The 26,073-nt window shown below is 59.8% G+C and carries 19 protein-coding genes; 11 read left to right on the top strand and 8 right to left on the bottom strand.

Annotated features, from left to right (window positions below):
- A partial coding sequence (locus RT551_RS03750; RefSeq protein ID WP_313455777.1) for a DNA-binding protein occupies positions 1-279 on the bottom strand: 279 nt, incomplete at its 3' end.
- A gap of 105 nt (positions 280-384) precedes the next feature.
- Here RT551_RS03750 and RT551_RS03755 point away from each other — a divergent pair.
- Positions 385-1,464 (top strand): site-specific integrase, encoded by a 1,080-nt coding sequence (locus RT551_RS03755; protein WP_313455778.1) that lies wholly within the window; start codon positions 385-387, stop codon positions 1,462-1,464.
- Between the two features lie 153 nt (positions 1,465-1,617).
- On the top strand, positions 1,618-4,581 hold the full coding sequence (locus RT551_RS03760) for a hypothetical protein (RefSeq protein ID WP_012480239.1): 2,964 nt from the start codon (positions 1,618-1,620) through the stop codon (positions 4,579-4,581).
- A gap of 1 nt (position 4,582) precedes the next feature.
- Here RT551_RS03760 and RT551_RS03765 read toward each other — a convergent pair whose 3' ends face one another.
- On the bottom strand, positions 4,583-5,476 hold the full coding sequence (locus tag RT551_RS03765) for a WYL domain-containing protein (RefSeq protein WP_044570182.1): 894 nt from the start codon (positions 5,474-5,476) through the stop codon (positions 4,583-4,585).
- Positions 5,477-5,666: 190 nt separating this feature from the next.
- Here RT551_RS03765 and RT551_RS03770 point away from each other — a divergent pair, with 190 nt between their 5' ends.
- The 3 genes from RT551_RS03770 (at position 5,667) to RT551_RS03780 (ending at position 7,828) form a co-directional block, all read left to right on the top strand.
- A complete protein-coding gene (locus tag RT551_RS03770; protein WP_049886009.1) occupies positions 5,667-5,894 on the top strand; it encodes a DUF1508 domain-containing protein in 228 nt (75 codons plus the stop codon).
- A gap of 168 nt (positions 5,895-6,062) precedes the next feature.
- Positions 6,063-6,698 carry a hypothetical protein gene (locus tag RT551_RS03775; protein WP_012480241.1) on the top strand — a complete coding sequence of 212 codons (636 nt, stop codon included), beginning with the start codon at positions 6,063-6,065 and terminating at the stop codon, positions 6,696-6,698.
- On the top strand, positions 6,695-7,828 hold the full coding sequence (locus RT551_RS03780) for a hypothetical protein (protein ID WP_049441530.1): 1,134 nt from the start codon (positions 6,695-6,697) through the stop codon (positions 7,826-7,828). The genes RT551_RS03775 and RT551_RS03780 overlap by 4 nt, the downstream gene beginning before the upstream one ends.
- Positions 7,829-9,687: 1,859 nt before the next feature.
- Here the strand turns inward: RT551_RS03780 and RT551_RS03785 are convergent.
- A complete protein-coding gene (locus tag RT551_RS03785) occupies positions 9,688-10,698 on the bottom strand; it encodes an ATP-binding protein (RefSeq protein ID WP_012480243.1) in 1,011 nt (336 codons plus the stop codon).
- Between the two features lie 11 nt (positions 10,699-10,709).
- Positions 10,710-12,653 (bottom strand): hypothetical protein, encoded by a 1,944-nt coding sequence (locus RT551_RS03790; RefSeq protein ID WP_139103664.1) that lies wholly within the window; start codon positions 12,651-12,653, stop codon positions 10,710-10,712.
- 1,575 nt (positions 12,654-14,228) lie between these two features.
- On the opposite strand from RT551_RS03790, the gene RT551_RS03795 reads away from it, so the two are divergent.
- Positions 14,229-15,545 (top strand): hypothetical protein, encoded by a 1,317-nt coding sequence (locus tag RT551_RS03795; RefSeq protein WP_313455782.1) that lies wholly within the window; start codon positions 14,229-14,231, stop codon positions 15,543-15,545.
- Positions 15,546-15,775: 230 nt separating this feature from the next.
- Here the strand turns inward: RT551_RS03795 and RT551_RS03800 are convergent, their stop codons facing one another.
- The 3 genes from RT551_RS03800 to RT551_RS03810 all read right to left on the bottom strand — a co-directional run bounded on the left by RT551_RS03800 (position 15,776) and on the right by RT551_RS03810 (position 20,387).
- On the bottom strand, positions 15,776-17,932 hold the full coding sequence (locus RT551_RS03800) for an AAA family ATPase (protein ID WP_313455783.1): 2,157 nt from the start codon (positions 17,930-17,932) through the stop codon (positions 15,776-15,778).
- A gap of 821 nt (positions 17,933-18,753) precedes the next feature.
- Positions 18,754-19,530 (bottom strand): alpha/beta hydrolase, encoded by a 777-nt coding sequence (locus tag RT551_RS03805; RefSeq protein ID WP_313455785.1) that lies wholly within the window; start codon positions 19,528-19,530, stop codon positions 18,754-18,756.
- Positions 19,531-19,556: 26 nt separating this feature from the next.
- On the bottom strand, positions 19,557-20,387 hold the full coding sequence (locus RT551_RS03810; RefSeq protein ID WP_313455786.1) for an oxidoreductase: 831 nt from the start codon (positions 20,385-20,387) through the stop codon (positions 19,557-19,559).
- Between the two features lie 394 nt (positions 20,388-20,781).
- Between RT551_RS03810 and RT551_RS03815 the strand changes: the two genes are divergently transcribed.
- The 3 genes from RT551_RS03815 to RT551_RS03825 are packed head-to-tail and all read left to right on the top strand — an operon-like array spanning position 20,782 to position 23,719.
- Positions 20,782-22,131 (top strand): alpha/beta fold hydrolase, encoded by a 1,350-nt coding sequence (locus RT551_RS03815; RefSeq protein ID WP_313455788.1) that lies wholly within the window; start codon positions 20,782-20,784, stop codon positions 22,129-22,131.
- Between the two features lie 36 nt (positions 22,132-22,167).
- Positions 22,168-23,199, top strand: coding sequence for an alpha/beta hydrolase (locus tag RT551_RS03820; RefSeq protein WP_313455790.1), 1,032 nt, complete (start codon positions 22,168-22,170; stop codon positions 23,197-23,199).
- A 10-nt stretch (positions 23,200-23,209) separates the two neighbouring features.
- Positions 23,210-23,719, top strand: a complete 510-nt coding sequence (locus RT551_RS03825) for a cytochrome P460 family protein (RefSeq protein ID WP_313455792.1) — start codon at positions 23,210-23,212, stop codon at positions 23,717-23,719.
- Positions 23,720-23,758: 39 nt separating this feature from the next.
- Here the strand turns inward: RT551_RS03825 and RT551_RS03830 are convergent, their stop codons facing one another.
- Positions 23,759-24,595: an SDR family oxidoreductase gene (locus RT551_RS03830; protein WP_313455794.1), complete on the bottom strand. Its 837-nt coding sequence runs from the start codon at positions 24,593-24,595 to the stop codon at positions 23,759-23,761.
- Between the two features lie 98 nt (positions 24,596-24,693).
- On the opposite strand from RT551_RS03830, the gene RT551_RS03835 reads away from it, so the two are divergent.
- Both RT551_RS03835 and RT551_RS03840 read left to right on the top strand, forming a co-directional pair.
- Positions 24,694-25,599 carry a LysR family transcriptional regulator gene (locus RT551_RS03835; protein WP_313455795.1) on the top strand — a complete coding sequence of 302 codons (906 nt, stop codon included), beginning with the start codon at positions 24,694-24,696 and terminating at the stop codon, positions 25,597-25,599.
- Positions 25,600-25,661: 62 nt separating this feature from the next.
- Positions 25,662-26,024 carry a hypothetical protein gene (locus RT551_RS03840; RefSeq protein ID WP_313455796.1) on the top strand — a complete coding sequence of 121 codons (363 nt, stop codon included), beginning with the start codon at positions 25,662-25,664 and terminating at the stop codon, positions 26,022-26,024.
- The last annotated feature ends 49 nt before the right edge of the window (positions 26,025-26,073 follow it).

Here is a 26,073-nt window from a genome sequence, read left to right on the forward strand (position 1 = left end):
CGCTCGGGCATGCTCCCCCGCCCCTTCCAGGGCGGCGGCCCAGCAGCGCTGGGCCAGGGTCAGCACCGCGGCCGGCACGTCGGGTTGGGCCGCCTCGCGGGCGCGTTGGCGCAGGCGTGTTCCCACGCTTGACCACCAGGTGTCCAAGTGACGGGTCACGGTATTGGGCGAGCCGGTGCCCAGGTGGGCGCGGATGCGCTCCACCGTGGGGCGCTCGCCGCCGGCGACGAGGTCATCGGCGGCGTTATGGACATCCAGTTCGGTCAGGCCGCGGGCCATGGGAGTCTCCGGTCAATGAAACGGCGGGTGGGGGCCGCTACTTCCGATAATGTAGAATTATCGGAACAACGACACCGAATCTGTAGTGAGGATCACATAGTACATATGAAAGTCGTCACTTCATTGACCGTCGATCAGCTCCCCACCCTGCCCGACCCGTCCCGGTTGTCGGCTCAGGCCGCCACCGCCGCTGAGCAGATTTTGGCTGCTGCGCGCAGCGCCAACACCACCCGCAGCTACCGCACCGCGCTGCGCTACTGGGCCGGTTGGTGCCAGGGTCGTTACGGCCGGCCGCTGCAGCTGCCGCTGCCGGCGGCAACGGTGGTGCAATTCATCGTCGACCACGTGGCCCGCGACACCGCTGAGGGCGTGCGCTGGGAGTTGCCGGCCGCACTGGACAAGGCGCTGGTGGCGGCCCGATTGAAGAGGCGCCCCGGACCCTGGCGATTGGCCACCCTCACCCATCGCGTCTCGGTGCTGAGCAAGGTCCACCAACTGCAGCAACTGGCCAATCCCATCGACAGCGCCGAGGTGCGTCAGCTGCTGGCCAGCGCCCGCCGCAGCGCGCACAAGCGTGGCGAACGCCCGCAGAAGAAGGCGGCCATTACCCGGATCGAGTTGCAGGCGCTGCTGGCCACCTGCGGAAACGACCTGGCCGGCCAGCGTGACCGCGCCCTGCTCTGCTTTGCCTTTGCCAGCGGCGGCCGCCGTCGCAGCGAAGTCGCCGCGGCGACGTTGGCGCACCTGCGCCCGCTGCCCGAGGGCGGATTCGTCTATCGGCTGGATCAGGGCAAGACGCTGCAGGATGGCCCCAAGGTCGGCGGCAGCCCCGATAAGCCGCTCGTGGGCGCGGCCGCCGTGGCATTGCAGGCCTGGCTGGAGGCGGCCAAGCTCACCGAAGGGGCGCTGTTCCGTCGCGTGTGGGGGACGCGGGTGGGTCCGGCACTGAGTGATCGCGCCATTGCACTGATCATCCAGCGCCGCGCTAAGCAGGCCGGTCTAGACGGAGACTTCGGCGGGCATAGCCTGCGCTCGGGCTTCGTTACCGAGGGCGCCAGGCAGGGCGTGGCACTGCCTGCGCTGATGGCCATGACCGATCATCGCTCCGTTGCGAGCGTAACCGGCTACTACCAATCGGGTGGAGCGCAATGCAATCCAGCGGCACGCCTGTTGGACGACGTTTAACTGGCCGTAGCTGGGCGGCCCATTGAGGCAACTCTGGCGCTATGCACTGTCCTGCCATCGCCATTGCAATGATCCCAAGCGTGTTGCGCCGTGTCGTGGCAGGTATGATGGGGCGTCGGTCACATTTTTGGGGGAAGTGTGGGTTGCGCTGATATGCAGGAAGCAGATGAGAGCTGTGGCAAGACTGCAGCCGCGCCGGAACAGGCGAAGCTCGCGCCGGACGAACAGACGGTCGGATTGGTTCTCCCGCTCTATGGCTACCATCAAGGCCCCCACCCTAGGGCTGGCCGACATGTCGGTTTGCGCAGATCGCTGCGAACTGCAGTGGTTTTGGGCACGCTGAGTGATCACACCGTGCTCGTCGCCGACGAAGAGGATGGACGCGTCTACCGCACCTCATCGGCCAGTTTAGTCACGGCTCGCCAAGCTGTTCGCCTAACACTTAGTGAGCATCTTGAGGTCGCCAGGCAATTGGCCCTCAAGGGCAATCGCTATGGCATTTCCATTCTGGCGGCCCACTTTCGTGGCATCAACGGCACTGCCTATGCCAGCCCGGCGGCCTTCGCCTGGTGCGTCCGCGCAATGTGTGAAGGCCACATGTTCAGGAGCGCAACTGCTGAGGTAGAGGCCTGGATTCAGGCTCAGATCGAGGCCTCCTCCGATTTAGGAGACGCCCTCCCTCCTCCCGCAGAGAGCGGTGAGATCGAGCTATGGTCTGGTAAGCCGGCGGAAGCGCAAGCTGCCACAGATGCGACATCGCGCTCACTTGAAAGTGCGCTGCAGCTCGGCGCCGATTCAATCGCCAAGGCCGACGGAGATTTTGAGCTCCAGCGAACGTACGCAGATAGTCACGGCAGCAGACTGGCGATCGACGTTCAGTCCGGCCTTCAAGTGGTCGTGCTGGGCCCCAGCAATGTCGAATCGGCAGAGGGATTTGTCGATGTCTTGTTTCTAGACAATCTCGAGGCTTGCGCCCGTCATGCTAGTGGCCTGAGTTTCGGTGACGACACCATCGATCCGGGTTGGCTATGGGAAGTGGTCACCGACTCGGCGCGTCACGGCAAATCTCCGCTCCCCATCGCGCTTTGGCTGGCTTCCTCGGATATTGGCCCCTCCGGTCAAGCGGACGCAAGCTTGGAGCGATCTTTAACGCGGATCTTCGGCGCCGCTTTTGCAGCCAGGCAGTGGGCGAATGATCGGCCTGCGCTCGCGCAGAAATGGATACGGCTCGCCCGAGAGTGCTGGCGATCTCTGCCTAAGGTGGAGCAATCGCGCGTCGCGGCTGCTATTCCTGAACTGGTATCGTCGCTTTCGAAGCGGCGGGCTCCAAGTCCCGCGGCCCCACTCCGAGCAGCTTTCCGCGCAACGATCGATGGGCTGCTGACGCGGCACCCCGTTCCTTTGATTGCGCGAGACAGGCCGCCTCCGCCGAGTGCAGCGGTAGAGATCGAGGGCATTGAAGCGGTTGATCTTGTGATCGAGGCGAATGCTGCTGCGCCTGTCATGGCAGTGCCGCGAGCAAGCAACGCTCAGTCTCGCAGACGGGTGGGCGCGGTTAAGTTTGGCAATTCACAGCGCGTCCTGCGCTTTGATTTGTCAGACCACGCACTGTTGGCTTCCGAGTGGGCCTTGGTGGACAAAGAGTCGGCCCATCTCGATGCGGTGACGTCGGCTCTCAGTTGGCTAGAGGCTCGAATGGGACTGAGCCTGCCCAAGACATGGCGAGAAGGGGCACACGAGATTGAGCGCCAAGGCGTCACGCTTCAATTGGAATCGGGTGAAGGCATCTTTGCTTTCCGGCTGGATCACCCTGACACGACTCACCCAACCCGGTGGTGGAGGATGGAGGCCACTGTCCTCGCGGGGATGGGGGGCGTCGGCGGCATGGTGGGCGTTCGCCTAAGCGCACGAGACCTGGTGTCCCTTCCGGCACCCTCTAGGACGGTTCCAGCTATTGTCCGTGAATGGGCCCGCTCGCCTGGGCTGGGTATCGCTGGTGCGCCCGCTGGAGCCCCTACATTCGTCCGTGATGAGGAGGGTATGTCGCGCCTGCTTGCCGCCGTCCAAGACAGCGGTCGCGACGCACCTCTGTGGGTAGTAGCCGCTCGCTTTGAGCTGATCAAGCCGCTGCAGGCTCTGGCCAGAATGTATGTCGTTGAGCCGGCGATGTGGGCCCAATATGCTACCCATTACGGTGCGCTGGCTCCGAGCACGGTCCATGTGTTTCAAAAGGCTGGCGGTACCAGGGCACACGTCGACATAAGCAAGGGACAGGGACTGGAGCAGCTACGTGAGTTGACTCTCCAAGCTCGGCACCGCCCTGAGGTTCCTGCGTTTCGAGACATTCGGAACGCCATAGCCGAAGCCAGGTTGCGTGCGTTGAGCAACGGGAAAGACTCGGCACTCAACGACGCCGTTCTTCCTCCGCCAGTTCCAACCGCTGAAGACATTCGGGCTTTGATTTCCAGGGAAGTCAGGGACTATGAAGAGTTGCTGCAAGTGGCCGAAGACGAGCGAAACGCTGCGGTCGCAGACCGAGACTCCGCCCTGCACGATCTGCAAACAACGACCGATGAGATAGTCGAGCTCAAGCGGCGCCTGCACAGCGCACAACTGCGGCTGGGATCTGCAGCTCCCACTGATGAGCCGACAACAGAGCGGGCCGCACCTCCGGCCACACTGGAGGGGCTCGCGGAGTGGGCAATCTCGCTGCGGCCTCGGGTGGTCTTCCCGGAAAAAACGCTCCGCTCTGCCAGCCGCGTGGCCCATAGCGAGACCGCGCTGATATATGCCTGTCTGGAACAACTGTCTGAAAGCTACTGGCGATCACGCTGGGCAGACGACGAAGCGAGTCGTCGCCAAGCGCGCGACGAGTGGGAGGAATTCCTGAAAGAGAATCGACTGCGGTTGTCCGGCGTTGGTGTTATTGCAGCCCGCCACTTGGGTGAGTATCGAGGCATCGTAGGCGGGTCGACCTACACCATGGACATGCATGTTGCAGGTAGTAACGCCCACGATCCGCTCCGCTGCCTGCGGATCTACTGCTACGTCGATGAGCTCAATCGCAGGGTGGTCGTAGGCCATTTGCCTACGCATCTGACCAATGCCTTGACCTAGCTCAGCCGCCCACAGACAGGCCCTGACGATCTTCGCGCATCCATTGGGCGACTTCGTCGGGGTTCCCCACGATGACATGCTGCCGAGCCGCATCGGGGTGAATCTCCAGCGAATCGAGATTCAGGTGGCGCAGCGTGTAGAACAGCATTGCTTTTCGGCAGGGAAGAATCAGCACGTCATCCTGCATCGCATAGTCCCGGGCCACCGCCGCCCGCTGGTTGGGCGTCAGCGCGGGGTGCGGGATTAGCTGAACCCCGACCTCCGTGAACCAGCCAATGTCGTTGCTTGGATCGATTGCGGGGGAGTCGGCATGGATCGTGTGGATCTCGAAGCGCCCGATGGCGAAATCCCGGAACATTAAGCGGGTGTGGCAGTAAGCCCGGACGTGCCATCTGAGGCCATCGTAGCCAAGCGCATGCGGGGAGATGGTCAGGCTGAGGGGCGCGTCCTCGTCCATGGACTGGTAACGGCCCTCTAACCTGTCGCCGTCGCGGATGGCTCGCACCCACGTGGAGATCTCCGTTGCCGCAATCGGGCGCGCAGGGGTGCCGACAATGCCGGTCAACGGCACATAGCCGATGAAGCTCTCATCTCGTGTCAGCAGGCCGCGCTCCAGGCCATACAACTCGAATAGGTACTGGCTGGACGTCGCGCGGCCGCTGACCGGCAGAAAGCCTGGCTGCGCACGGTAGGCCCGCGCACTCGGGTCGTACTCCATGTTGCCTGGCGCGATCTTGACGTACTCAGCTAGGTCAGAGGACGCCTGGGGGACGGATATGCCAAAAAAATCAATGAGATCGCGGCGATTCAAGCGACCGTCGTATTGCAATCGAAGATCGATGAAGGCTATACGCCGCGCTTGCCCCCAACGCAGCGAATGGGTTTCTGAAGACATGGACGCCTCGGTTTTGGGATGTCTAACGATAGCATCCGTACAGAAACTTGACACGCATACAAACTACACGGATAGTATGTATGCGGGTGATGTGCGGCCCTGCTTCGAAAGCGCGCTACCCACCCTTGAGCTGCCTCCGGGCTGCGGGGGAAGGACGTGGCGCGTTCCATCCAGAAGAGGAGAAGTGTTCATGCGTATTGAGATTTACCAGGACCGCGCCGGCGAATGGCGGTGGACGTTCTATGCCAGCAACGGTCGCAAGATTGCGGACTCCGGGGAAGGGTATGCGAGCGAGTACAACGCGGTGCGCGCAGCGCGGCGTCTGAAAGAGCTCGCTCCGAGCGCCCCGATCAAGCGGCGCGACGGCACCGTGCTGAACGAAAGCGCGCGTTCGGGCTTGGGGCCGGATCCGTTCTAAGACGGCAGCCTTTCGAATCTGCGCCATAGCAGCCCCCCCCCATGCCACCTGAGCGGACTCTGCTCTGGCACCGGGGGGGCATTCGCGGCGTTTCCCACCCGGTTGGGTGCGGGCGCCTCGCACTCGCAATCGCGGTGCCCTGCTCCCCTCATCGTCGGAGATCGGTCTATGGAACATGAGTACGCTGTCTTGGGCGGCTTCAACCGTGCCAATGTCGGCAAGTGGGTAATGGGGGCCTCTGTCGGGCTGGCCGCGGCAGTGAGCGCCTTGGCCGGCCTAGTTGTGGCATTGGTTGTGGATTTCGGTGTGGAAATGCCGCGACTGGTGCTCTGGCCGATCACCGCCGGCTCGATCTATCTACTGCTGTACGCGCTCTTTGACCGGTGGATGTGGCGGATACCGCGCCTTTCTAGGTGGCTGCGCGTTCCCAATCTTTCTGGCACATGGGTCTGCCACGGGCAAAGCCTGCATGCTTCTGACGATCGCCCCCTCCTGGCATGGGAAGGCGAGGTCGAAATTGCACAGAGCTGGGACAAGATCCAGATTCGCCTCAGAACGCGCCAGTCCGTCTCCAAAAGCCTGTCGGCAGCGCTGATTTATGACTGCACAGATGGCTACCGCGTCCTCTACAACTATCGCAACGACCCGGGCATCGGCGAGCCTGAACTCAAGGGGCATCGCGGCTGCGCAGAACTGCTGTTCCGCGCCGACCTGACCGCTGCCACCGGTGAGTACTTCAACGGCCACGGCCGCTACACCTACGGAACCCTCACCCTGACCCGAAAGGAAACCACGACACCATGAGTGCGGACATCAACAAACGTTTGCGTGCGCTTGACGCGCGGCGCCATGGCTTCGATCGGAGCTCAGTCATCTTCGACTCCGCCTCCGGGTTTGAGGCACGCGCGCACCTGAGCGAGACCTATCAGAAACGCAGTAGTGGGTACCATACGCGCTATGCACTGGGCGCCATGCAAGCAGTAGCCGCCAGCTACACCGCCCTGAGTGTTGCCGAGGCCGAGCGTGTGCAAGCGCAAATTGCAACGCGATTGGACCGCGATGGGCTGAGCTGTACGTTCCGTCTGCAGGGCTCCGTTCCGGGCAACATTCATATCCGCGGCGTCAGTGATGTCGACTTCCTGGTTCTGGAGCAGCGGTTCCATCACTACGATGCGACGGGGGTCTTGGCGCTGGCTGGGCACTACCGTAACCCGTACCTGCCGTCAGCCGTCGATACATTGCTCGATCTGCGTCACCGACTGGAGGCGGCGCTGAAGGACGCCTATCCGGCGGCGGAAGTCGACTGCACAGGTGCCAAGGCCATCCGGCTGTCGGGTGGATCTCTGCGTCGCGAAGTTGATGTTGTGCCAGCTTCATGGAATGACACCGCCGAGTATCAGCGGACACAGTCCGAGGACTTCCGGGGCGTCAACATCCTCGACAAGCCTGCGCGTCAGTTGATCCACAACCTGCCCTTCCTGTATCTGCGACGCCTGCGCGAACGTGATGACGAAACGTGGGGCGGGCTTAAAAAGGCCATTAGGCTTTGCAAGACACTGAAGGCGGACGCCATCAGCGACGGAAAGAAAGTTGAAATCAGCAGCTATGACATTGCCTCTGCACTGTGGAACGCTGCTGCTGGAACTCTGCAGGCGGGTATCGTTAAGGAACTCAGCATCCTCGCAGCAACGACCGACTACTTCGTGTATCTGGTCGCCAATCCTGCTTACGCGAAGACGCTTCAGACCCCAGATGGATCGCGCAGGGTATTTGACACCCAGGTCAAATTGGATGCCGCGGCGGTGCTCGCGCAGGAGCTGCTGGAGCTCTCTCGCGCCGTCAGTGAGGAACACGCCCCGCGCACAGCGCACGCCAGCCTGCAAAACGATTGGCTAAACACGCTCAAGCAAACCTCTGTGCCAGTTGTCGATTGAAAGCGTACCGCGTGGGAATGAAATCCCACTGACCTGAGCAGGTCGATCGTTGACGCCCCGCGAATAGCAACGGGGGCACTCAACAGGTTTGGGAAGTATCGGGCGCATGAGGTAGATTCCTCACGCTGGCGCCTGCGGTACAAAAGTATGCCACGCGCACGCCCCCCCCTCCCTCACGAGAGGTCCGCGTCACCACCGCTTGGCCTGGCTGGACGTTGAGGCCCGCATGCCAGGAATGCTTGATGGCCGCAGTTTTGCGGATTGGTCGCTGTTGCTGGCGTGGTAACGCAATGCGCGCGGGTTTCCCGTCAGTTCTGCCAGTGACCCTCAGCCCTTAGATTGAGGTACTGGAGCATCTCAAAGTCAGTTCGCCTACTCGTCAGATAGTATCGAACGACGCGACCGGCAACGTGGTTCTTCATGCAGCCGCCGGCGATCTAGCGTCAGGGCCGCCTGGCACACTCAGAGAAGGATGTCTGGCGTGATGTCCGTGGGGTCATCGCGCATCTTATCGACCCGATTGAGAATCCGCTCCCTTTCTCGCCCCAGAGCGATGACATACGCTAGATCCTCCTGTCGAACGCGGCCCCTGTCGCAATAAGCACGGTTCTTCTGTTGGTCCAGACGCAGGTGAATAGGGCAGCTTTTGCTGGCACCCGGCTGATGCAGCGCCCAGTTCGGAGAACAGCGGAATTGCTCATACAGCACCGATTGCCTGTTGGAACGGTCGATCAGTGAATGTAGACGGGCAAGGTTTGCAATCCACGCCTCAAACGAGCTTATGTAACTGGACGCCGTTGCGTGCAGATCTGGCAACCGCATAGGGACCTCAGAGCGTCGATGCCCAAGGAGACGATCCATGCGAGACACGCTCATCCGCTCGGAGATCTCGCGAAGCTCCTCGCGCCGCTGCAGTAGCCATACGGCGTATGCCTGGCCTCTACAGCATAGGTGCGGCCTTAGAGTCACTGGAGCCCATCTGTTTCGCTGAGTGCGGCCGCCGCCTACTGTTCTCATGGCATGGACTCGGCAGCTGGAGTGTCCCCTGAGATAGGTGCGCCTAATTTGACGTGCAATGCACCTAAGAAGCTCCTCGTACGGCCTGATGGCAGTCTCGTGATCATCGGCAGGAAGGGGTAGCAAGAGTGCGGTCTTTGGCCGCTGCGTGAAGGAGGTTGGTGTTGGCAACAGCGCGTTGCGTACCATCGTGTTCGGGAGCTGGATCAGTGCGTACCAGTAACTGCCTGCGTTGCTCACAGCGTGATTCCCGTTCCAGCGTATTGTCGTTAGACCGCTGTGAGCCCTCTGGCAACCGGCGAGCGAGTCATTCGCGGTCCTGAGCCACTGGTGCAATTTGTCTAGGGTTCGCGCGTATGACGCAGCCTTGCGAGCGGTCAATTCACCGGAAACGTCGGACTCCAGCAAGGTGCTCCCGCATGATTTACATGTGAATCCGTGCACCAGAGTCCCTTTCGTGTCCAAAGCAATTCCACAGGACGGGCAGCCGGTCTTCAATCTCACTCGATGCAGGACGCAGCGAACAAATCGGTCATCTTGTTGATACTGGTAGTGTCTCCCAACTTGGATGCAAGCTGGACAGTAACGAAGAGCTTCAGCATCCAACCATCTGATTCGCTCACCCAGGACTGACTGAACATCGCGCAGCTGCTCCGAACAGTTGGGCGGGCGCTGCTCGTCAAGCCTCTGCTCCGAGAGATACACGGTGGAGCGCGAAAGCAGAAGGCACCAGTCCTGGCGACCATTCATCCACTTGGCATCGAAGCCGTTGAATAGTTCCAGCGTCTGGATGACGGTCCACGAGGAACAGTAGGCATCGATCAGAGCTCGACTCCATGCAATCACGGCGACCTCCGTGCGCGGCCTCTCCCGATTGCCGTTGCAGCCAGCACGGCAGGCGTCCTGCTCCGATAGCCTGAGTCAACGATGGCGCGCTCCCAAACTTCCCGCGAAATATTCATCCCTTCAGCATCGCTGCCCTCACTATCCTGCCCCACCAACATCAGGGCCTCAGCCACCCATTGCATGCTGATTCCCTCTTGGTCAACTGCACCTCCGGACTGAGAGCGAAACGCGTCGTACAAATCTGTGGCGCTGCGCGCCAAGCGGAATCCATTGGCATGTGCATTTGGCCACAAGTACTGTGTATAGGACCAGCCCGATCCACGGGGGTACTCAGTCTCGTCATCACATGACTTAAGGACCACGTGCAGATCTGCTGCATCTTGCAGACTTCTGAACTCAACAAGCTCCGCCATGAACCTGATGGTCAGATCTGGCATCTCGGCCATGAAGCGTTGATGCATCGTGCACAACTGACTCTGACCGAACAGTACGACAGTAACCTTTACCTCATGCGTGTTCAGCCAGTTCACCATGCGCTTGAGCCAGCCCAGGTCCTTGACGTGCAGGTTCTGCGCTTCGTCAATCACCAGAAAAAGGTGTCTGCCAGCGACTGACATGGCATAGAGGGCTCGCAGCAACTGATCGCGCTTTCCCGCGAGGGAACGCAATGCACGTGGTTCGAAGTCGATTGCGGAGAGCATATCTTCGATCAGAGCACCCTCAGCGGCCACGTCCTTGGACGAAGGCTCGTAGATCACAAAAGCCGCTCCCGGGTACTGGGTAGGGGCCAGCTTTTCCAGCGCAGAGATGCAGGAGGACTTGCCGCACAACGGGTGCGCCCAGAATGCTATTGAGGAGCGAAACCGTTGCGCTCGATCAAAGACCAGACGAGCCACCTCTTTGACTGGCGCGGTGGGAAGAATGGCCGCTGCCATGAGCAAGGGGTGCCGATCCCGTAATGATGGATAGGTTGCCTGGATTGCGGCAATGCTCTCGTGGCTCGTCATTGTTGACCTCCTCACTTTCCGATGATGGAGAAGTCGATGTCTCTAGACTTGCGAACACGGGACGCCAGTGTCTGCGTATTGACACGCTTTCCGGCGTTCGTAGGCGTCTTGCTCGGCGCGTACCCCTTCCTCTTCTCCTCGGCCAGGACAGTCGCCGCGTGCGTTGTACGGGGCGCTCTTGCGCAAGTATCCAAGGCTTTCTGAGCTAATTCTTGAAGCTCCACGCCAACGATGTCGGCAAAGGGCGCGTCCCGAGCGCCTTCGATCTTGGATCTGAGCAGTCTTCGGAGCTCTCGGGAGTGCGGATACCGCCACCGCGCGCTCAGTGGCACGAGCTCACCAAGCTCCCGTCCGTCACCTACATATGCATGAACACGTGAGATGTCGTAGGGATCTGCATGGAGCGTGACCGCCTGCCCAATCAGATCCCAGCGCGTGGCCAGGATGGGGGATCCGTACTCGACGCTCGCGTAGCTGACACGAGGCAGTCTGCCCTTCTTCTGGGACCCCCTGACGGTGGCTGAGGCCACATCCACTCGAAGCGGAGGTGTCAGCACGGGACGCGGCGGCCCCAGTGGGGCCAAGCAACCGGAGCCAGGGGCGTAGTACTCAAGCATTTGGTCAGTGGGACTGCTGCCGTAGTTGGCCTCTGTAGGCGTTGAGTTCCAGTGCGCAACGGCCTTGGCCGTTTCTTCCATCAGCTTTTCAAGGGTCACCTTATGCCTGACCGCTTGACGTTCCGGCTGGTTGCGCCGGGGGTCCGTTGGGCTGTTTCCCGTGGTCGCTGGTGATTGCTGAAAAACACTCGATGCCATCCAGCCAAACACTCGCTCGACGAGCGAACGGCGTTTCGGTCGCCTAATTGCGCCAAACGAGATCGCAGCGCCAGTTTCCGCTCTGACCCTGTCGGCTACTGTGTCTGATAGGTGCGCGAGCGCGTTGTCTACAAAGAGGCTGCCAAAACCAAGGCGCAATTCTGGATCGCCAGCTTCTACTGAGAGAGTGGCTTCCAGTGCGTGTTGCAGCTGGTTCGATAGGCACTGTCCAGCTGACGCATGATCGATGCACCTGAGGAAGTCGGAGCTGGAAATTGTCCGGCGGACAACGATGTCCCAGCCCAGAATGAAGTTGGTGAACCTATCGGCGATGACGATAAGCGTCATACGACGGCTGGGAACGTACTTGATTCCCTTTGGAGTATTCACACCCACGGCAAAGATGATGTCGGCCGTATGCTCGTCAGCCTCTACTATCTCAAATGGCGCCAGGGCAATGGGCCCCTCGGGTTGTTTGCCCGGCCTCCTTGAGCGCTGCCGGCACTCTTCGCCGTACTGCAGGGATGCAACCTTCTCGTGGTTTGAATTGAAAAATTGCTTCACGTAAACCCAGATTGCCTCTCTGCCATACCGGCCGACACAGAACGGCCATTGATTCTTGCCCAGCCCGGCATCACGACAGAGGTTAAGAAAGATCTGATGTGCCTCCTTGTTGGTGATCCGCCCCCGCTTTTCCCCGTCTGGAGTGACGCCAGTGGCGAGGTACTTGTCCAGGGCGAGGTGCACATTGGGCTGCGAATCAAGTAATGCTGACAGAGCGCCCGTATAGCCGCCGAATGACTGGCTTGGCATCGCGCCTACGGGCTTGATCCGCGTTGGCGCTTGCGTGCGAAATCCCTTGATGAGGCCGGCCCAACCTGCAATGCGGCCATCGTCCATGACCGCCACGCATCGATTGAGGTACCGCAAGACTTCAGTTCGCTCGATCCCGAATTGCGAGGCAATCTCGGCAGTTCGGACGCCGCCTAAGTACGCAACTAAGGCTTTCCGTCTTTGCTCAAACAGCGCCAGATCAGCCGGGTCCAACTGATTGGTTTCGCAAGCCGGCCACTCACGATAGTTCGCAAGATTTGCCGGAAGCGTTCTCCGGTTGAACTTAGATTGAGCGGTCATGTTCACACCTGAGCAGCCTTGTGTGCACAGACCATGGATGTGCATCCATATCCGAGCCGATGGATCGAGCGCGCAGCGCAAGAACCGCAGCTCCCACCACCGCTGCTGGGTGCCTTGAGTTAAGTCCTCGTATGACCTCTCCTAAGGTCAACTTGCCGCGTCGCCGAACCGCCGATTCGACTTCCTTTGCCAAAGAAGTAAGATCCGAACCGCGGCACCGGTGAAAGGCAGATATTGCCGCCTGCCAGTTGCGGATCCTCATCTTGGCCTGACCCAGCTCACGTGTGCTCAAGACGGAGACTGAATATCCAAACTCCGTGCCCAGTGCTTCGATATCTCGCCTGGCTCTGTCCGATCCATCGTCGATCATCCGAGCCTGAATAGAGCCATCAGTCAGGGTAGTAAGCGCATCAAGGCAGATTGAGCCGCTGCCTAGAGACACCTGTATCAGTTGCTCGCGATACTCTGCGTCACGGACGCTTGCGTCGCCTTCGCAATAGAAGAAGAGCTTCATCCTCAGGTCACCACTCAGCGTCACCTGGCACTCCGCCATAGGAGACTGCAGCGTCCAGAGGTTAGCCGAGTTGCTTGTCCGAGCTTGCCTCACACCTAGTCGGCGTTGCCTGGCCTTGGTCGTAACACTCATTCGCGTGCTCCAAATAGACCTCTCTGCGGGGGGCAGTGGTCTGGGCACCTACGCAGATGCATTCGGTCTCGGTGGTGCGTCATGGTCAACGCGGGCCTGAATCGCTGCCGAAAGCAGCGTCAGTAAGCATCGCTGACATGCTCTGGACGCTACTCCTGAAAGGCTGGGGGTGCAACCGATCCGAGAGTCCTGTCAGACCCCAAGCTGAACTAGTAACAAAAATACCTGCAGCTAGCGTACAAGTAACACATTTACCCCTGGGCGCTCACCTATTCAGCTTGTTAGGGATTGGAGGTCTGCGTCTGTAGACTGTTGAAATGAAAAGACTTCGAGGTAACACGAATACGTGCTCCATCATGGATGCCGCCTGATTCGAGGTGCGCGGAGCCGCGTAGGCTGGGGGATGAATGCCGCTCGAAGGTCGTGGGGGCACTGTGTCAGATGTCCGTGGACCAAGCACAGCAGTCCAATCCCTGACGTGCGCCCTCCCCCAATCCTCCATTTCCCTGGTTCGACTCCAATACGAAGCCTTGAATCCAAGTCGTTGGCGCACATGTTAGGCGAGGGGTCGCCAGGGTTGCACCGTGCGCATGCGCAACTACCTGCGCTTCTGGACAGCCAACTGGCCACGCGATGCACCAGTAGGCCCACGGAGGCCCCCGCCCTGCCCGATTGAAGACTTCACGGGTATCGCCGACACAAACTTTAGGGTCCTTCAAGCCGCCAAGAGATGCAGTACGGTTGATATGTGACGATGGGTCTCAGTCAATACAATCGATGTAGTGAAAGCATCAATACGACCGGGCAAGCAGCAAATGCATGGCTCCCAAGTGCAGACTTAGCCAGCTCCGACGGGCTGGTTATGCGGTCGGTGATGCCTCCAGCCTGATATCTCTGATGAAGAATCCATACAATCCTGAACCTCAAGGGAAGAGATGAGCTTATACAGCAAGATCCTACAATTAGACACAGCGGGCAGCTTCGATTTCTACACCACTGTCATTTCGCTAGATGCAGTGGATCCGAGATCATTTGAACGGCTGCGCTTGCGAAATAGTACGCCTGTTTCGCCTACCGCTCCGACGATGGATGACTTCATCATGCATGACGCGATCATGCCGTTGATTGCGCACGAATACACCCATTTTATAGACGCCACTTCGACTTGCTGGGGTCTCTATCACCTATCATTGCTCGACAACGCCTATCGCGCCGCATTGGGGATGAGGGAAGGCAATTTTCATCACCTAAAGACGCTCCACGACCATCTGAGGGGACTTCGCATTCCGCTCTACTACAGGACGATCGAAAGGACGGCACCTCGGACGCTAGAGTGGCGCTACCAGGTGACAATTGGCCGAAGGTTCACGTCCAGCGGGCATCTCGATAATGCCCCACCCATTCTCTTCTGTAGTTTCTACAATTCTGAAGGAAAACGTCTGGCTCGTGCTCCCATTTCCACGTTGTCCTTGCTTGAAACTTCGGCGATGGCGCAGGAGTTGCAGTCCCGATACTCAATGCTGAGTTTGATTTCAGGGCCAGAGGCGATTGTCGAAAAGCGGAGGCAGAACGATAACGTGCTGCGCCATCTCTACGATCACACCATCACAGAGTACTCGGTGTGCGCGCACTTGGTTGCCAATTATCAACAGTGTACTGACATCATATCGGGATACGTTCTAGCCGGAATGCTTTCCAGATTCGTTCTGGACTTCCCGTGGAAGGGGTATCAGTTCTTAGCCAAGTCGCCGATCATAGGGGCGCTATTCCAAGGTCCGGATGCGAAGATATACGAGGATGCCATTCGACAGGGCTTAGTTGTGGGCGATGGCGGCATATTATATTACCTTCTCGTCCACACCCTTCCCAAGGGTGCGGCCGAGAGCCGCGTTTCCATGGTGGACGCACTAGAATCCACAGTGCATGCGTGGGGCCTCCAAATGGATAAGCTACGAGATGACTCTCTTGCCGAAGGGCAGAAGTTCGCTTCACATGTTTTAACGAGCCCTAGCCCCGCCTTGCGGGAAATAGGAATGGCTGGCTACAAGAATCAAATTTCCATTGGGCAGTCTGATCTAAAGCTCGATTTTTGTTCCCTTCAGTTGCCGCAGGCAATGTTTGGGGACTGCGAGAGCTATTCCGTATTTGACTCTCCTGGAAATGCGCTGGGGAAGATTTCAACCGAGTTCTTCTTCAATGATCTGTATCCACTGGAGCGTCGAACAGAGGATTTTGCTGAAGCCTGTGTCTAATAAGCATTAGTGGAATCCTGGGGAGGGCTGAATCACCACCTTCCCCGGAACGGTGAGGATGCTAAATCTAGTGAGGGCGTTGACGCTCAAAGCGATAATTGAAGGCACGCCGATCTGGACGCAATACTAGGTTGGTTAAGCAGTGTTTTGAGATTCGGTGATCCTTGAGTGAATTACCGTGCGGGGATGCTCTGCACTCGCCACATTGAGAATGTCTGCTCACGCTGGAGCTACTTGCTCATGGCTTGGTAGTGTTCCGCGTACCCGCACTCTTCAAAAATTAGCCTCAGACCTTCCTTAAATACATTGTGATCAAACTCCTTTATGTCGAAAATGTTTTGACCCAAGGAGTGAGACTCTCGGTTCATGTACCTGTAGAACGCCGTGAATTTGTCATTCTGCAGGGCGGGTTTTTGGAAGACGTTATTGAAATCTCTTTTTTGGACAAAATTGAAAAAGTATTCGACTATATTTCGCATGCAGTTGGCAATCAGTGCAGGCGGCGATGCCGGGTCCCTTATTATTGACCAATAGGACTGGTAGTCATTCTGGATCTCCTCATACTTCATTGGAAGCACAGTGCTTCCGCTTGTATTCTTAAAAATTCTAAATAGGCTCTGCGTCTCCGCTCGCTTTTCTTTGTTAGTGTGAGTCAGCTCGTAGAAGAAATAGAGGCTATGGGTGAGAACAAGTACCTGCGCGTATGCCTTGTCATTAATGAAATATCTCTTGATCAGCTGCCCAATGTTGAACACATAGAGGTGAGAAAGGCTGGAGATGGGATCATCAATCACGACCACTTTTGGCTGAGGCACAGAAGTGGCCGTCCTCTGCCCTCTGCAAAGCTCCATAAAGTACAGAAAACTAATAACGGTCTTCTCCCCCTCGCTCAGCGAGTGAAATGCATTCGCTTGATCGCCAGCCCTGGAAACCCGGTAGAGAGCTTCCCCGTATGGCACTACGGAGAATCCATCGATACCAATCTCCACCAGCCCAGCGTTGATGCTTTCAATTGAATCTTCAATGTTCACTGTCTGCCTTCTCAGGGCAGCAAGCTTGCCATTAGAGGCTGTAACATCAGCTTCGATCTTGGCAGCATCTTGACTTATTCTGTTCGCCTCATCTTTGAGATCTGAGGCTGATTGCCGGTAGGCAGAGATCGTCTGATCATAATTCCAGCGCATCAGCACCCAAAAACGCGACCTTAGGTCTTCCCGAGTTTTCTTCTTGTTCGCAAGTCTGTCGTTATGCCCCTCGATCAACACGTTCAGGCGGCCGATTAAATCATTGGCCAGGTCAACGGCGGACTTAGTGTCGGTGAGGACAACTGGCGTGCCCGGGGTTCTAATCTTGTTGCCAATGTGCAGAATATTCTCGCGAATTGACGCTTTCAAGGCATCGCTGGCAATATTCCAGTCCTCAACCATTTTTTTTGTGGCAAGCGCAGATTGCGAAATATCCTGGAGACTCAGAGCGGAGGTTAGCGTCTCATAGCGGACTTTGATTGACTCCAGTTTCTTAACATCTTGATCATAGCCATCGTCGAAGACTTGGCGAATGGAGTCGATGATATTTTTAGTGATCGTCTCTTCCTGGCAGAACGGGCAGGCTTGAGGATCGTCATCAACTGAAATGTACTGGAGCCCTTGCTTCACCCAGTCAGAATTACCAGCTTTAGTGATGAATTCTGCAACTGAACCCTCTCGGCTGCCGACTATGATCTTCGACCAGAGGGGATCCCCTTCAATAGTTAGCCAGTCAGCCGAAAGGATCGGAATTGCCGCTAATGGAGTTGCACCCTCGCCTTCAATGGAGGACGCCTCGGCCTTGAGGTCGTCTATCGTATAGCTAGGTGCATTTTCCGAAAGCGGTATTCCTATAATGTGTTGGAAGTGAAGCTCTTTTCTCTTAAGGTTATCCAGGCAAAACTCCAGAACGCGATCCCCGCCTGTGAACTTCGTCTTAATTTCCCATACTTTTCCGCTTGCCTTGGTCTCTTCTTGACCTAGTTTGGCCGCGTTTCCAGTGGCCAGCCTTGAATTCTCCTGCTGCGCGGCCAGGTGCTTCTGCAGCTCTCTGGCCTCGGCTTCAATCTGCTGGAGTGCAACCTTGTTCTCCTTAGAGAGGGTGAAAATTCCCCTTAAACTGTCTTCTTCGTAAAAGTAGTCTTTAAGGAACCTTTGGTTGTACACCAAAATTTCACATGGCTGTTTGATTTTAACACTGCATTTAGCAAACCGAGGATCGGTTTGGTTGTACAGAAACTCAGAAATGGTGCTCTTGCCCGCGCCATTAAGTCCATAAATTAGAGACGTCTTATTGGAGGGCGAGAGAGTAGACTTGGACTTGTAACTGGCGACGCCATCTATGGTCAATTCCGTGATCACAATCCAACTCCTGAGTGCTAAGTGGCTTTGCGCCAGCTCTTTTGGTGGGAATGAGCATAGGCGAGTCAAGGGCCGCCTGCTAGACCGATCTTACACGCCACCCGTCAACGACGCCCAAGTTGCCCGAGATTGTTCCCGGTTTCTGCACGGCCCCCTCTCTGGTCTCTGCTCCGGCGACCGCCGGCACAACACTAGGTGGTCGCGCACCTTCTGAATAGTGCACCACCCTCAAGCGGCCTGCGATGGCGGACGCAACTGCTACGTCGCTACCGATAGAGTTGCGCCGCCAGACTGGCGGAATATACAGGAGCGGCTTGTCGCGCCAATTCGCGCGTAATCGCCGAGATTGAACAGTCTGCCAGCTTTATCGCAGACCTAACCTTCATGGGGCTCGATCTGGGCGGCGAGGCAACCATTGTGATTCGAATTCTCTCTACCTAGTACCTTTCTCTTTGAGAGTACCGATGTCGGCCGATGCGCTGGCCGACATCGAGGCTTGCAAGTTACTATCTAAACGGACACTGCACTCAATCCCCCTTCTTGTGCTTGTGGGGCTTAAGGGTGCGCGTGTTTCCGGGAATTTCTTTGTTGTCGCGCTGCCGCCTGTCCGGCTTGCCGGTTGACTTCGCGATACGCTTTGGACCTGGCTTGATGCCCACAGATGCTCTCCTTATTGTTCAAGGGTGAGTTTTAAACCTGCGTTGCAACATCATCTGATTCAGCCCGCTTGCTACCGACTATTTCAATCCAATCGGTAGCACTTCGAGCACTTCGGATGGTAAGCCTGAGGTGGCAGAACAACAAGGGCGCATGTCGTCGCGTCACTCGCCCTTTGCTGCACTCTCGATCAACCGAGCCGTAACATCCGGGTGCGACACCATAACCACGTGCGAAGCCCCGGCAACAACCTCGGTCTTGTTCGAATGCGCACGATCAGCCATGAAAGCAATCGCCTTCGGCGGAATGTTCAGGTCCTTGTCGCCATACACAAACCAGCTAGGGATCGAGGTCCACGCCGGCTTGCCAGATGCCTCGTTCAGCGCAGCATCCGTAATCGGCCGCTGAGTAGCCGCCATCAACGCAGCCTCCGCCTCCGGCACGTCCGCAGCAAACTGATGGTGGAACTTGTCCTGCAGGATGTACAGGTCGTTCCCACCCGTGGTCAGCTTCACCGGCGGCGCAATTGCCTGCCCCAACGTGCTACCCGGGAACTTGGCCGACAACCCAGCCGCAGTCTCACCCGCGGCGGGCGCGAAGGCGCTCACGTACACCAGCGCCTTGACATTGGCGTGGTCCCGCGCCGCCTCCGTGATCACGCTGCCGCCATAGGAATGGCCGACCAGCACCACCGGGCCCTTGATGCTGTCCAGGGCGTTGGCCACGTAAGCCCCATCGCTGGCAACGCCACGCAACGGATTGGCCACGGCCAGCACCGGGTAGCCGTCCTTCTTCAGGATCCGGATCACGCCGTTCCAGCTGGACGAATCGGCAAAGGCCCCGTGCACCAGCACGACGGTGGGCTTCGGGGTTTCAGCAAAGGCGCTGGGGGCGATCACGGTCGCAACGCCCAGGGCGAGTGCGGTAAGCAGGTTCTTCATGGTGTTCTCCTTTGTTTCGTTGGGAATCAGACGGGGAAATCGCAGGTAACACTCAGCTCGCGCCACTGGGCGAGTTCTTCAAGGCGTGTGCGCTCGACCTGCTCGATGGCCCGCACGGCGTCGCTGCCGAGCGCAAGGCGCAACGGCGGTGCGTCCATGGCGGCGATCTTGAGAATGGCTTGGGCTGCTCTCGCCGGGTCGCCCGGCTGGCGTCCGCTATAGGCGCGCTGCATGCGGGCGGCCGCGCCCACGACGGCGTCGTACTCCGGGCGACCCTCACTCAGCGAGGTCGAGCTGCCGGCGAAGTCGGTGCGGAAGCCGCCCGGTTCGACAATCGTCACGTGGACGCCGATCAACGCCATCTCCTGTGCCAGCACTTCGGAGAAGCCTTCCACGCCCCACTTCGCTGCTGAGTAGGCCGCGCGGCCAGGAGCACCAAGGCGGCCGCCAACGGAAGAGACCTGGATGATGTGGCCACTGCGCTGTTCGCGCATCAGCGGAATCGCAGCCTTCGTCATGATGACCGTGCCGAACAGGTTGGTCTCAATCTGCCGGCGGAAGTCGTCCAGCGTGATCTCCTCGACGGAGTTGATGTTGCCGTAGCCGGCGTTGTTCACCAGCACGTCCAGTCCACCGAAGGCATCAACGGCCGACTGGACGGCATGCTCGGCCGCGACCGGATCGGTGACATCAAGCGACACCGCCCTCACCTGCTCTCCATAACGGTCCACCAGATCCTGCAGGTCGATGGCGTCGCGGGCGGTTGCGACCAGGCAGTGACCCGCCTCCAGCACGGCACTCGCCATTGCCCGGCCCAGGCCGCGTGAGCTTCCAGTGATCAACCATCGTTGTGACATGACTGCGATTCCTCATGTTTACGGGCGGCATCTAACCAGCGCCACGGGCGACTGGCGATAACACGTAGGTATGTAGGGCCCGGAGGCAGCGCGGATTAACCAACACCAGGCATACACCAAGATGTAGGGGCCTATACCTAGGGACTATTTGAATGTCGGGTTTCGGCGAATAGCGTTCACCGGCACGGACGGCAGCTTACGCCGCGAAACAACGGTTACCAGTCCGGATTTGTAACGAACTGTAGCCTCCGCCTGGTTGGACAAGATCGCTTACGAATCCAATGGATTATCGATACGCAGGCGATACATCAGCGCTGTGAAATGGCTTCAACGCCGATGCAGGCCGCACCTTCCCGCATCACCGGCGCGATTCCATCCCCTTATGGAGAACGCGATGTCGATGTTCGAACCCGAAGCCGTCCCCTCCCCTGCACGCCGCCGCCTGCTGGGCACCGTGGCCGTGGCGACCGCCACCGCTGCCCTGCCCGGCTTGCTGCCTGCTGGCACCGCGCAGGCCGCCAGCCCTGCCGTCACGCGAAAGGCTGTCGGCACCAGTGAAGCGATCCGTCCGTTCCAGGTGCATCTGCCCAAAGCCGACCTCGTCGACCTGCGCCGCCGCGTGCGCGCAACCCGTTGGCCAGATCGCGAACTGGTGGCCGACGACTCGCAAGGCCTGCAGCTGAGCAAACTGCAGACCCTGGCGAGCTACTGGGGTGGCGGTTACGACTGGCGCAGGCTCGAAGCGCGGCTTAACGCCCTCCCCCAGTTCATCACAGCCATCGACGGCGTGGACATCCATTTCATCCATGTGCGTTCGCGCCACCCGGGCGCACTGCCGGTGCTGCTCACGCATGGCTGGCCCGGCTCCATCCTTGAGTTCATCGGGGCCATCGGGCCGCTGACCGACCCCGTGGCCCATGGCGGGCGCGCGGAGGACGCCTTCGATGTGGTGATCCCGTCCATTCCCGGATACGGCTTCTCCAGCATTCCCACCGAATTGGGTTGGGGCCCGGAGCGCGTCGGCCGTGCCTGGGACACCTTGATGAAGCGCTTGGGCTACGACCGCTACGTGTCGCAGGGCGGTGACCACGGTTCGGTGATCTCCGATGCGATGGGCCGAAATCCCCCGTCTGGCCTGCTCGGCATCCACCTGACCATGCCCGCCACCGTGCCCGCCGAGCTGGTGCCCGCCATCAACAGCGGTGCACCCGCGCCAGCCGGACTGGCTGCGGACGAGCTGCGTGCCTTCACCGCGCTCAGCCAGTTCTTCGGCCGCAACGCCGCCTATGGGGCCATGATGGTCACGCGGCCGCAGACGATCGGGTATGCGCTCAACGACTCGCCCATCGGCCTGGCCGCGTGGATGTACGACAAGATCGCGCAGTGGACGGACAGCAACGGCATGCCCGAAGCCGTGCTCGGCCGCGACGCCATTCTGGATGACATCAGCCTGTACTGGCTGACCGGCACCGCCACCGCCGCGGGCCGCTTCTATTGGGAAAACAACAACAACAACTTCAGCGCCTCCGCGCAGAAGACCACCCATATCACCGTGCCGGTGGCCGTATCGGTGTTCCCCGGCGAGATCTACCGCGCGCCCCGCAGCTGGACCGAGCGCGCCTACCCCACGCTGTACTACTTCAACGAAGCCTCCAAGGGCGGCCATTTCGCCGCCTGGGAACAACCGCAGATCTTCGCCAACGAACTACGCGCCGCGTTTCGCCCGCTGCGCTCCTCGCTCTGATCGCCAACCCACCAATTTCGTAACAGGAGAACGCCCATGCATTCGTCCACCCCGACCTCGCGCAAGACCTCCCGACTGGCACAAGTACTGATCGCCGCCCAACTGCTGCTGGCCGGCAGTGTTGCCGCTGCCGCCCCCTCCCCTGCGCCTGCCGCCCCGAGCTCCCACGGCGCCCTGGTCGCCAACAAGCACGTCGATGCTGGAGACCTCAACGTCGGCTACGCCGAGCTGGGCCCGGCCAAGGGCGAGGTGATCATCCTGCTGCACGGCTGGCCGTATGACATCAACGCCTACGCCGAGGTCGCCCCGCGACTTGCGGCGCAGGGTTACCGCGTGATCGTGCCGCACCTGCGCGGTTACGGCAGCACGACCTTCCGTTCGGCGGACGCGCCGCGCAACGGCGAACCGGCGGCGCTGGCCTCTGACGTGATCGCGCTGATGGATGCCCTGAAGATCAAGCAGGCCAATCTGGCTGGCTTCGACTGGGGTGCCCGGTCGGCCGACATCGTGGCCGCATTGTGGCCGGAACGGGTGAAGTCGCTGGTGTCGGTCAGCGGCTACCTGATCGGCAGCCAGGAGGCCGGAAAGAAGCCCTTGCCGCCGGCAGCAGAGCTGCAGTGGTGGTACCAGTTCTACTTCGCCACCGACCGCGGCCGTGATGGCTACGCGCAGAACACGCATGACTTCGCCAAGCTGATCTGGAAGCTGGCATCGCCGAAGTGGCAGTTCGACGACGCCACCTTCAACCGCAGTGCGGCCGCGCTCGACAATCCGGATCAAGTCGCCATCGCGATCCACAACTACCGCTGGCGCCTGGGCCTGGCCGAGGGCGAGCCGAAGTACGCGGCGCTGGAGCAGCGCCTGGCACAGCTGCCGTCGATCAGCGTGCCGACCATCACCATTGAAGGCGATGCCAATGGTGCGCCGCATCCGCTGCCGGGGGCCTATCGGGCCAAGTTCACCGGCAAGTATGAGCACCGCACCTTCACCGGCGGCATCGGCCATAACCCGCCGCAGGAAGCGCCGGTGGAGTTCACGCAGGCCGTCATCGACGCCGCCCACCTGTAAGGAGCACGCCATGAAGCCTTTTCGTGTTGCTGTGCTTTCAGGTGTCGCCGGTGTGCTGGCGCTTGGCGTTGGGTACATGGCCTTTGCCGATGCGCCGGCTGGCCCGGTCTCACCGATCTATGGCGTGAGCTTGCCCGAAGGCTACCGCGACTGGCCGCTGGTCGCGCCCGCCCAGGAGGCTGCGCCGCTGGATGAGCTGCGCGTGGTGGTCGCCAACCCGACGGCATTGAAGGCCTACCGCGAGAACGTCCGTCCCTTCCCGGACGGCAGTGTTCTGGTCAAGTTGGCGTGGAAGCATGAGCAGTCGCCGGACTTTGCGCCGGCTTCCATCCCGGGCGCGGCCACCACCGTGCAGGTGATGGTGAAGGATTCCAAGCGTTACGCTGATAGTGGCGGCTGGGGGTATGGGCGTTTCATCAATGGGCAGCCTGCTGATGAGGCACAGCATCAGACCTGCTTTGCCTGCCACTCATCGCGGGTCAAGGATTGGGATTACGTATTTACCCGCTACGCGCAGTGACGGAATCGGCGGCACTTTCATGTGCCGCCGACGGCATATTCACTCTGTGATGAGCGGCATGAACTTCTCACGCATGATCTGCATGTACTCCGCCTCCGAACTCGACCTCCTCGCGTCAACCAACGGCTTGATGTCCTCCGTCGCCACGTAGCGCAGCCGTGTCGTGCCGTCAGTCACTGCGTCGAAGATGACGTTTGCGACGTCTGCAGACGTCGCAAGCCGGTTGGCGCGCAGGCCCGCAAACACCTGTTCGGTCCCGGCGACGAATTCCGCGTAGTCTTCTGGCGCAGCGGGAGCCTCTGCAGCCTCCTGAGCCAGCCGCTCAGAGAACTTCGTGTCGAGCACACCGCCGGGCTCCACGATCTTGACGACGATCCCCTGCGACAGCAGTTCGTACGACAGCGACTCGGAGAACCCCTCGAGCGCGAACTTGCTGGCGTTGTAGGCGGAGATCATCGGTAGGCCGAAAACACCCGCACCCGAACTGACGTTCACGATGACGCCTTTGCGACGGCCGCGGAAGTGCGGAAGGACGGCGCGGGTGACATCCATGACGCCAAACACATTGACGTCGAATTGTTCTTGTATTTTCTTGCGGGGCAGCGATTCGAACACGCCCCAGAGGCTGAAACCCGCGTTGTTGACGACGGCATCGATGTGGCCGAACCGGTCGATGGCCGTGTTCAATGCTGTCTGAATGCTTTCCGGATCCTGCACATCCAGATGTGTCACGATCACGTTCGGTAGCCCGTCTAGTTCTGTGGCAGCGGCGGTGTTTCGCATCGTGGCAACGACATTGTGGCCCTTGGCGGCGAAGAGCTTGGCGCTCTCCAGGCCAAAGCCAGAGGAAGCACCGGTGATGAGGATGTTCGACATGGAAAGTCCTGCGTGGGGGTGATGCAGACAATCTAGGTTCGACTCCTCGGACCAACAATACGCCGTGCATTGCATGCACCCATGAAAGAAACAGGACAATGGCAAGACCCGATATAGCCAACCTCAACGCGGTACTCAGCGTGGCGCGCCACCGCAACTTCAGGCGTGCTGCGGCGGAGCTCGGCATGTCGCCGTCGGCCGTCAGTCATACGATCGCGGAACTGGAGCATCGCCTGGGCATTCGGCTCTTCAATCGCACTACGCGTAGTGTGTCGCTGACGCCCGCCGGCGAGGAGTTCACGCGCAGGGTGGAGCCTGCATTGCAGGAGCTCGCGATGGCGCTCGACGCGATGAACGTGCACAAGGAAACACCATTCGGCAGGATCCGAATCAACACGTCCGTCGGCGGTGCCCAGGTGCTGCTGGCTCCAATCCTGTTGCCCTTTCTGGCCCTCCATCCGGAGGTTCAAGTGGAGCTGGCACTGGATGATGGCCTGATCGATATCGTCGACCAGGAATTCGACATCGGGGCGCGCTTGATCGAAAGCGTCCCCAAGGACATGGTTGCTGTGTTGTGCAGCCCGCCCCTTCGGCTGATCGTGGTGGCGTCACCAGCTTACGTCGCCGCGCATGGAGCGCCCCAGGTTCCGGAAGGCCTGCTGGAACACGCATGTTTCAGGATGCGATTCCCCAACGGTGGCGTCTACAAGTGGGAGTTCTCGAAAGACGGCGTTACCAAGGAAGTGGATGTGCCGGGACAGCTCACCCTTTCAGGTCATCAGGATCTCGCGCTGCAGGGTGCGCTGGCCGGCTACGGCATAGCGCTGGTGGCGGAACACATTGCACGCCCCCATCTCAATCAGAACGCGCTCGTGACGCTGCTTGACGACTGGACACCGCCGTTCCCCGGGCTTGCCCTCTTCTACCCGCCGGGCCGACCGATGACGGCAGCGCTGCGCGCATTCATCGAGTACGCGAGGTCGCCTGATCACTGGCCGGCGTAGGTTTCGGCGTAAGCTTCATGCACGGTCTGCACGTCCTCCTGTCCTTCCGCTGGAGAAGCTACATGAACGCCTTTATTCCCGCCTTGCTGTGTATCGGACTACTGAGCGCGTGCCAACGCGAAGAGCCAACGGCAACCGACGAGACGCCAAAGGCCGTGCCGCCTGCGCCCACTTCTTCGCTGGTGCTGTTTGGGAATGGCTACCCGACCGACGGGGCACCCTGTCGCCGCGTCGGCGAGAGCGAGGCAACGTCGCAGTGGCTGGATCACACTGCAGATCTGGTCGGCTGTCCCGATGCCGCGTCGGCCTCTGCGCTCGGCGGCAAGGTCGTCGCCACGATTGAAGGTATGACCGTGGTCTCCGTGCCTCATGGGTCGCCTGCCGCCACGCAAGCGGCCGACGGCACCAGCGGCCCGAAGCCTTGATCGTCGGCGGCTGATTGCCCTTCATGCTGGTTACGGCCCTCGGGGCGGC

The organism is Stenotrophomonas sp., assembly GCF_032103445.1.
GTDB lineage: Bacteria > Pseudomonadota > Gammaproteobacteria > Xanthomonadales > Xanthomonadaceae > Stenotrophomonas.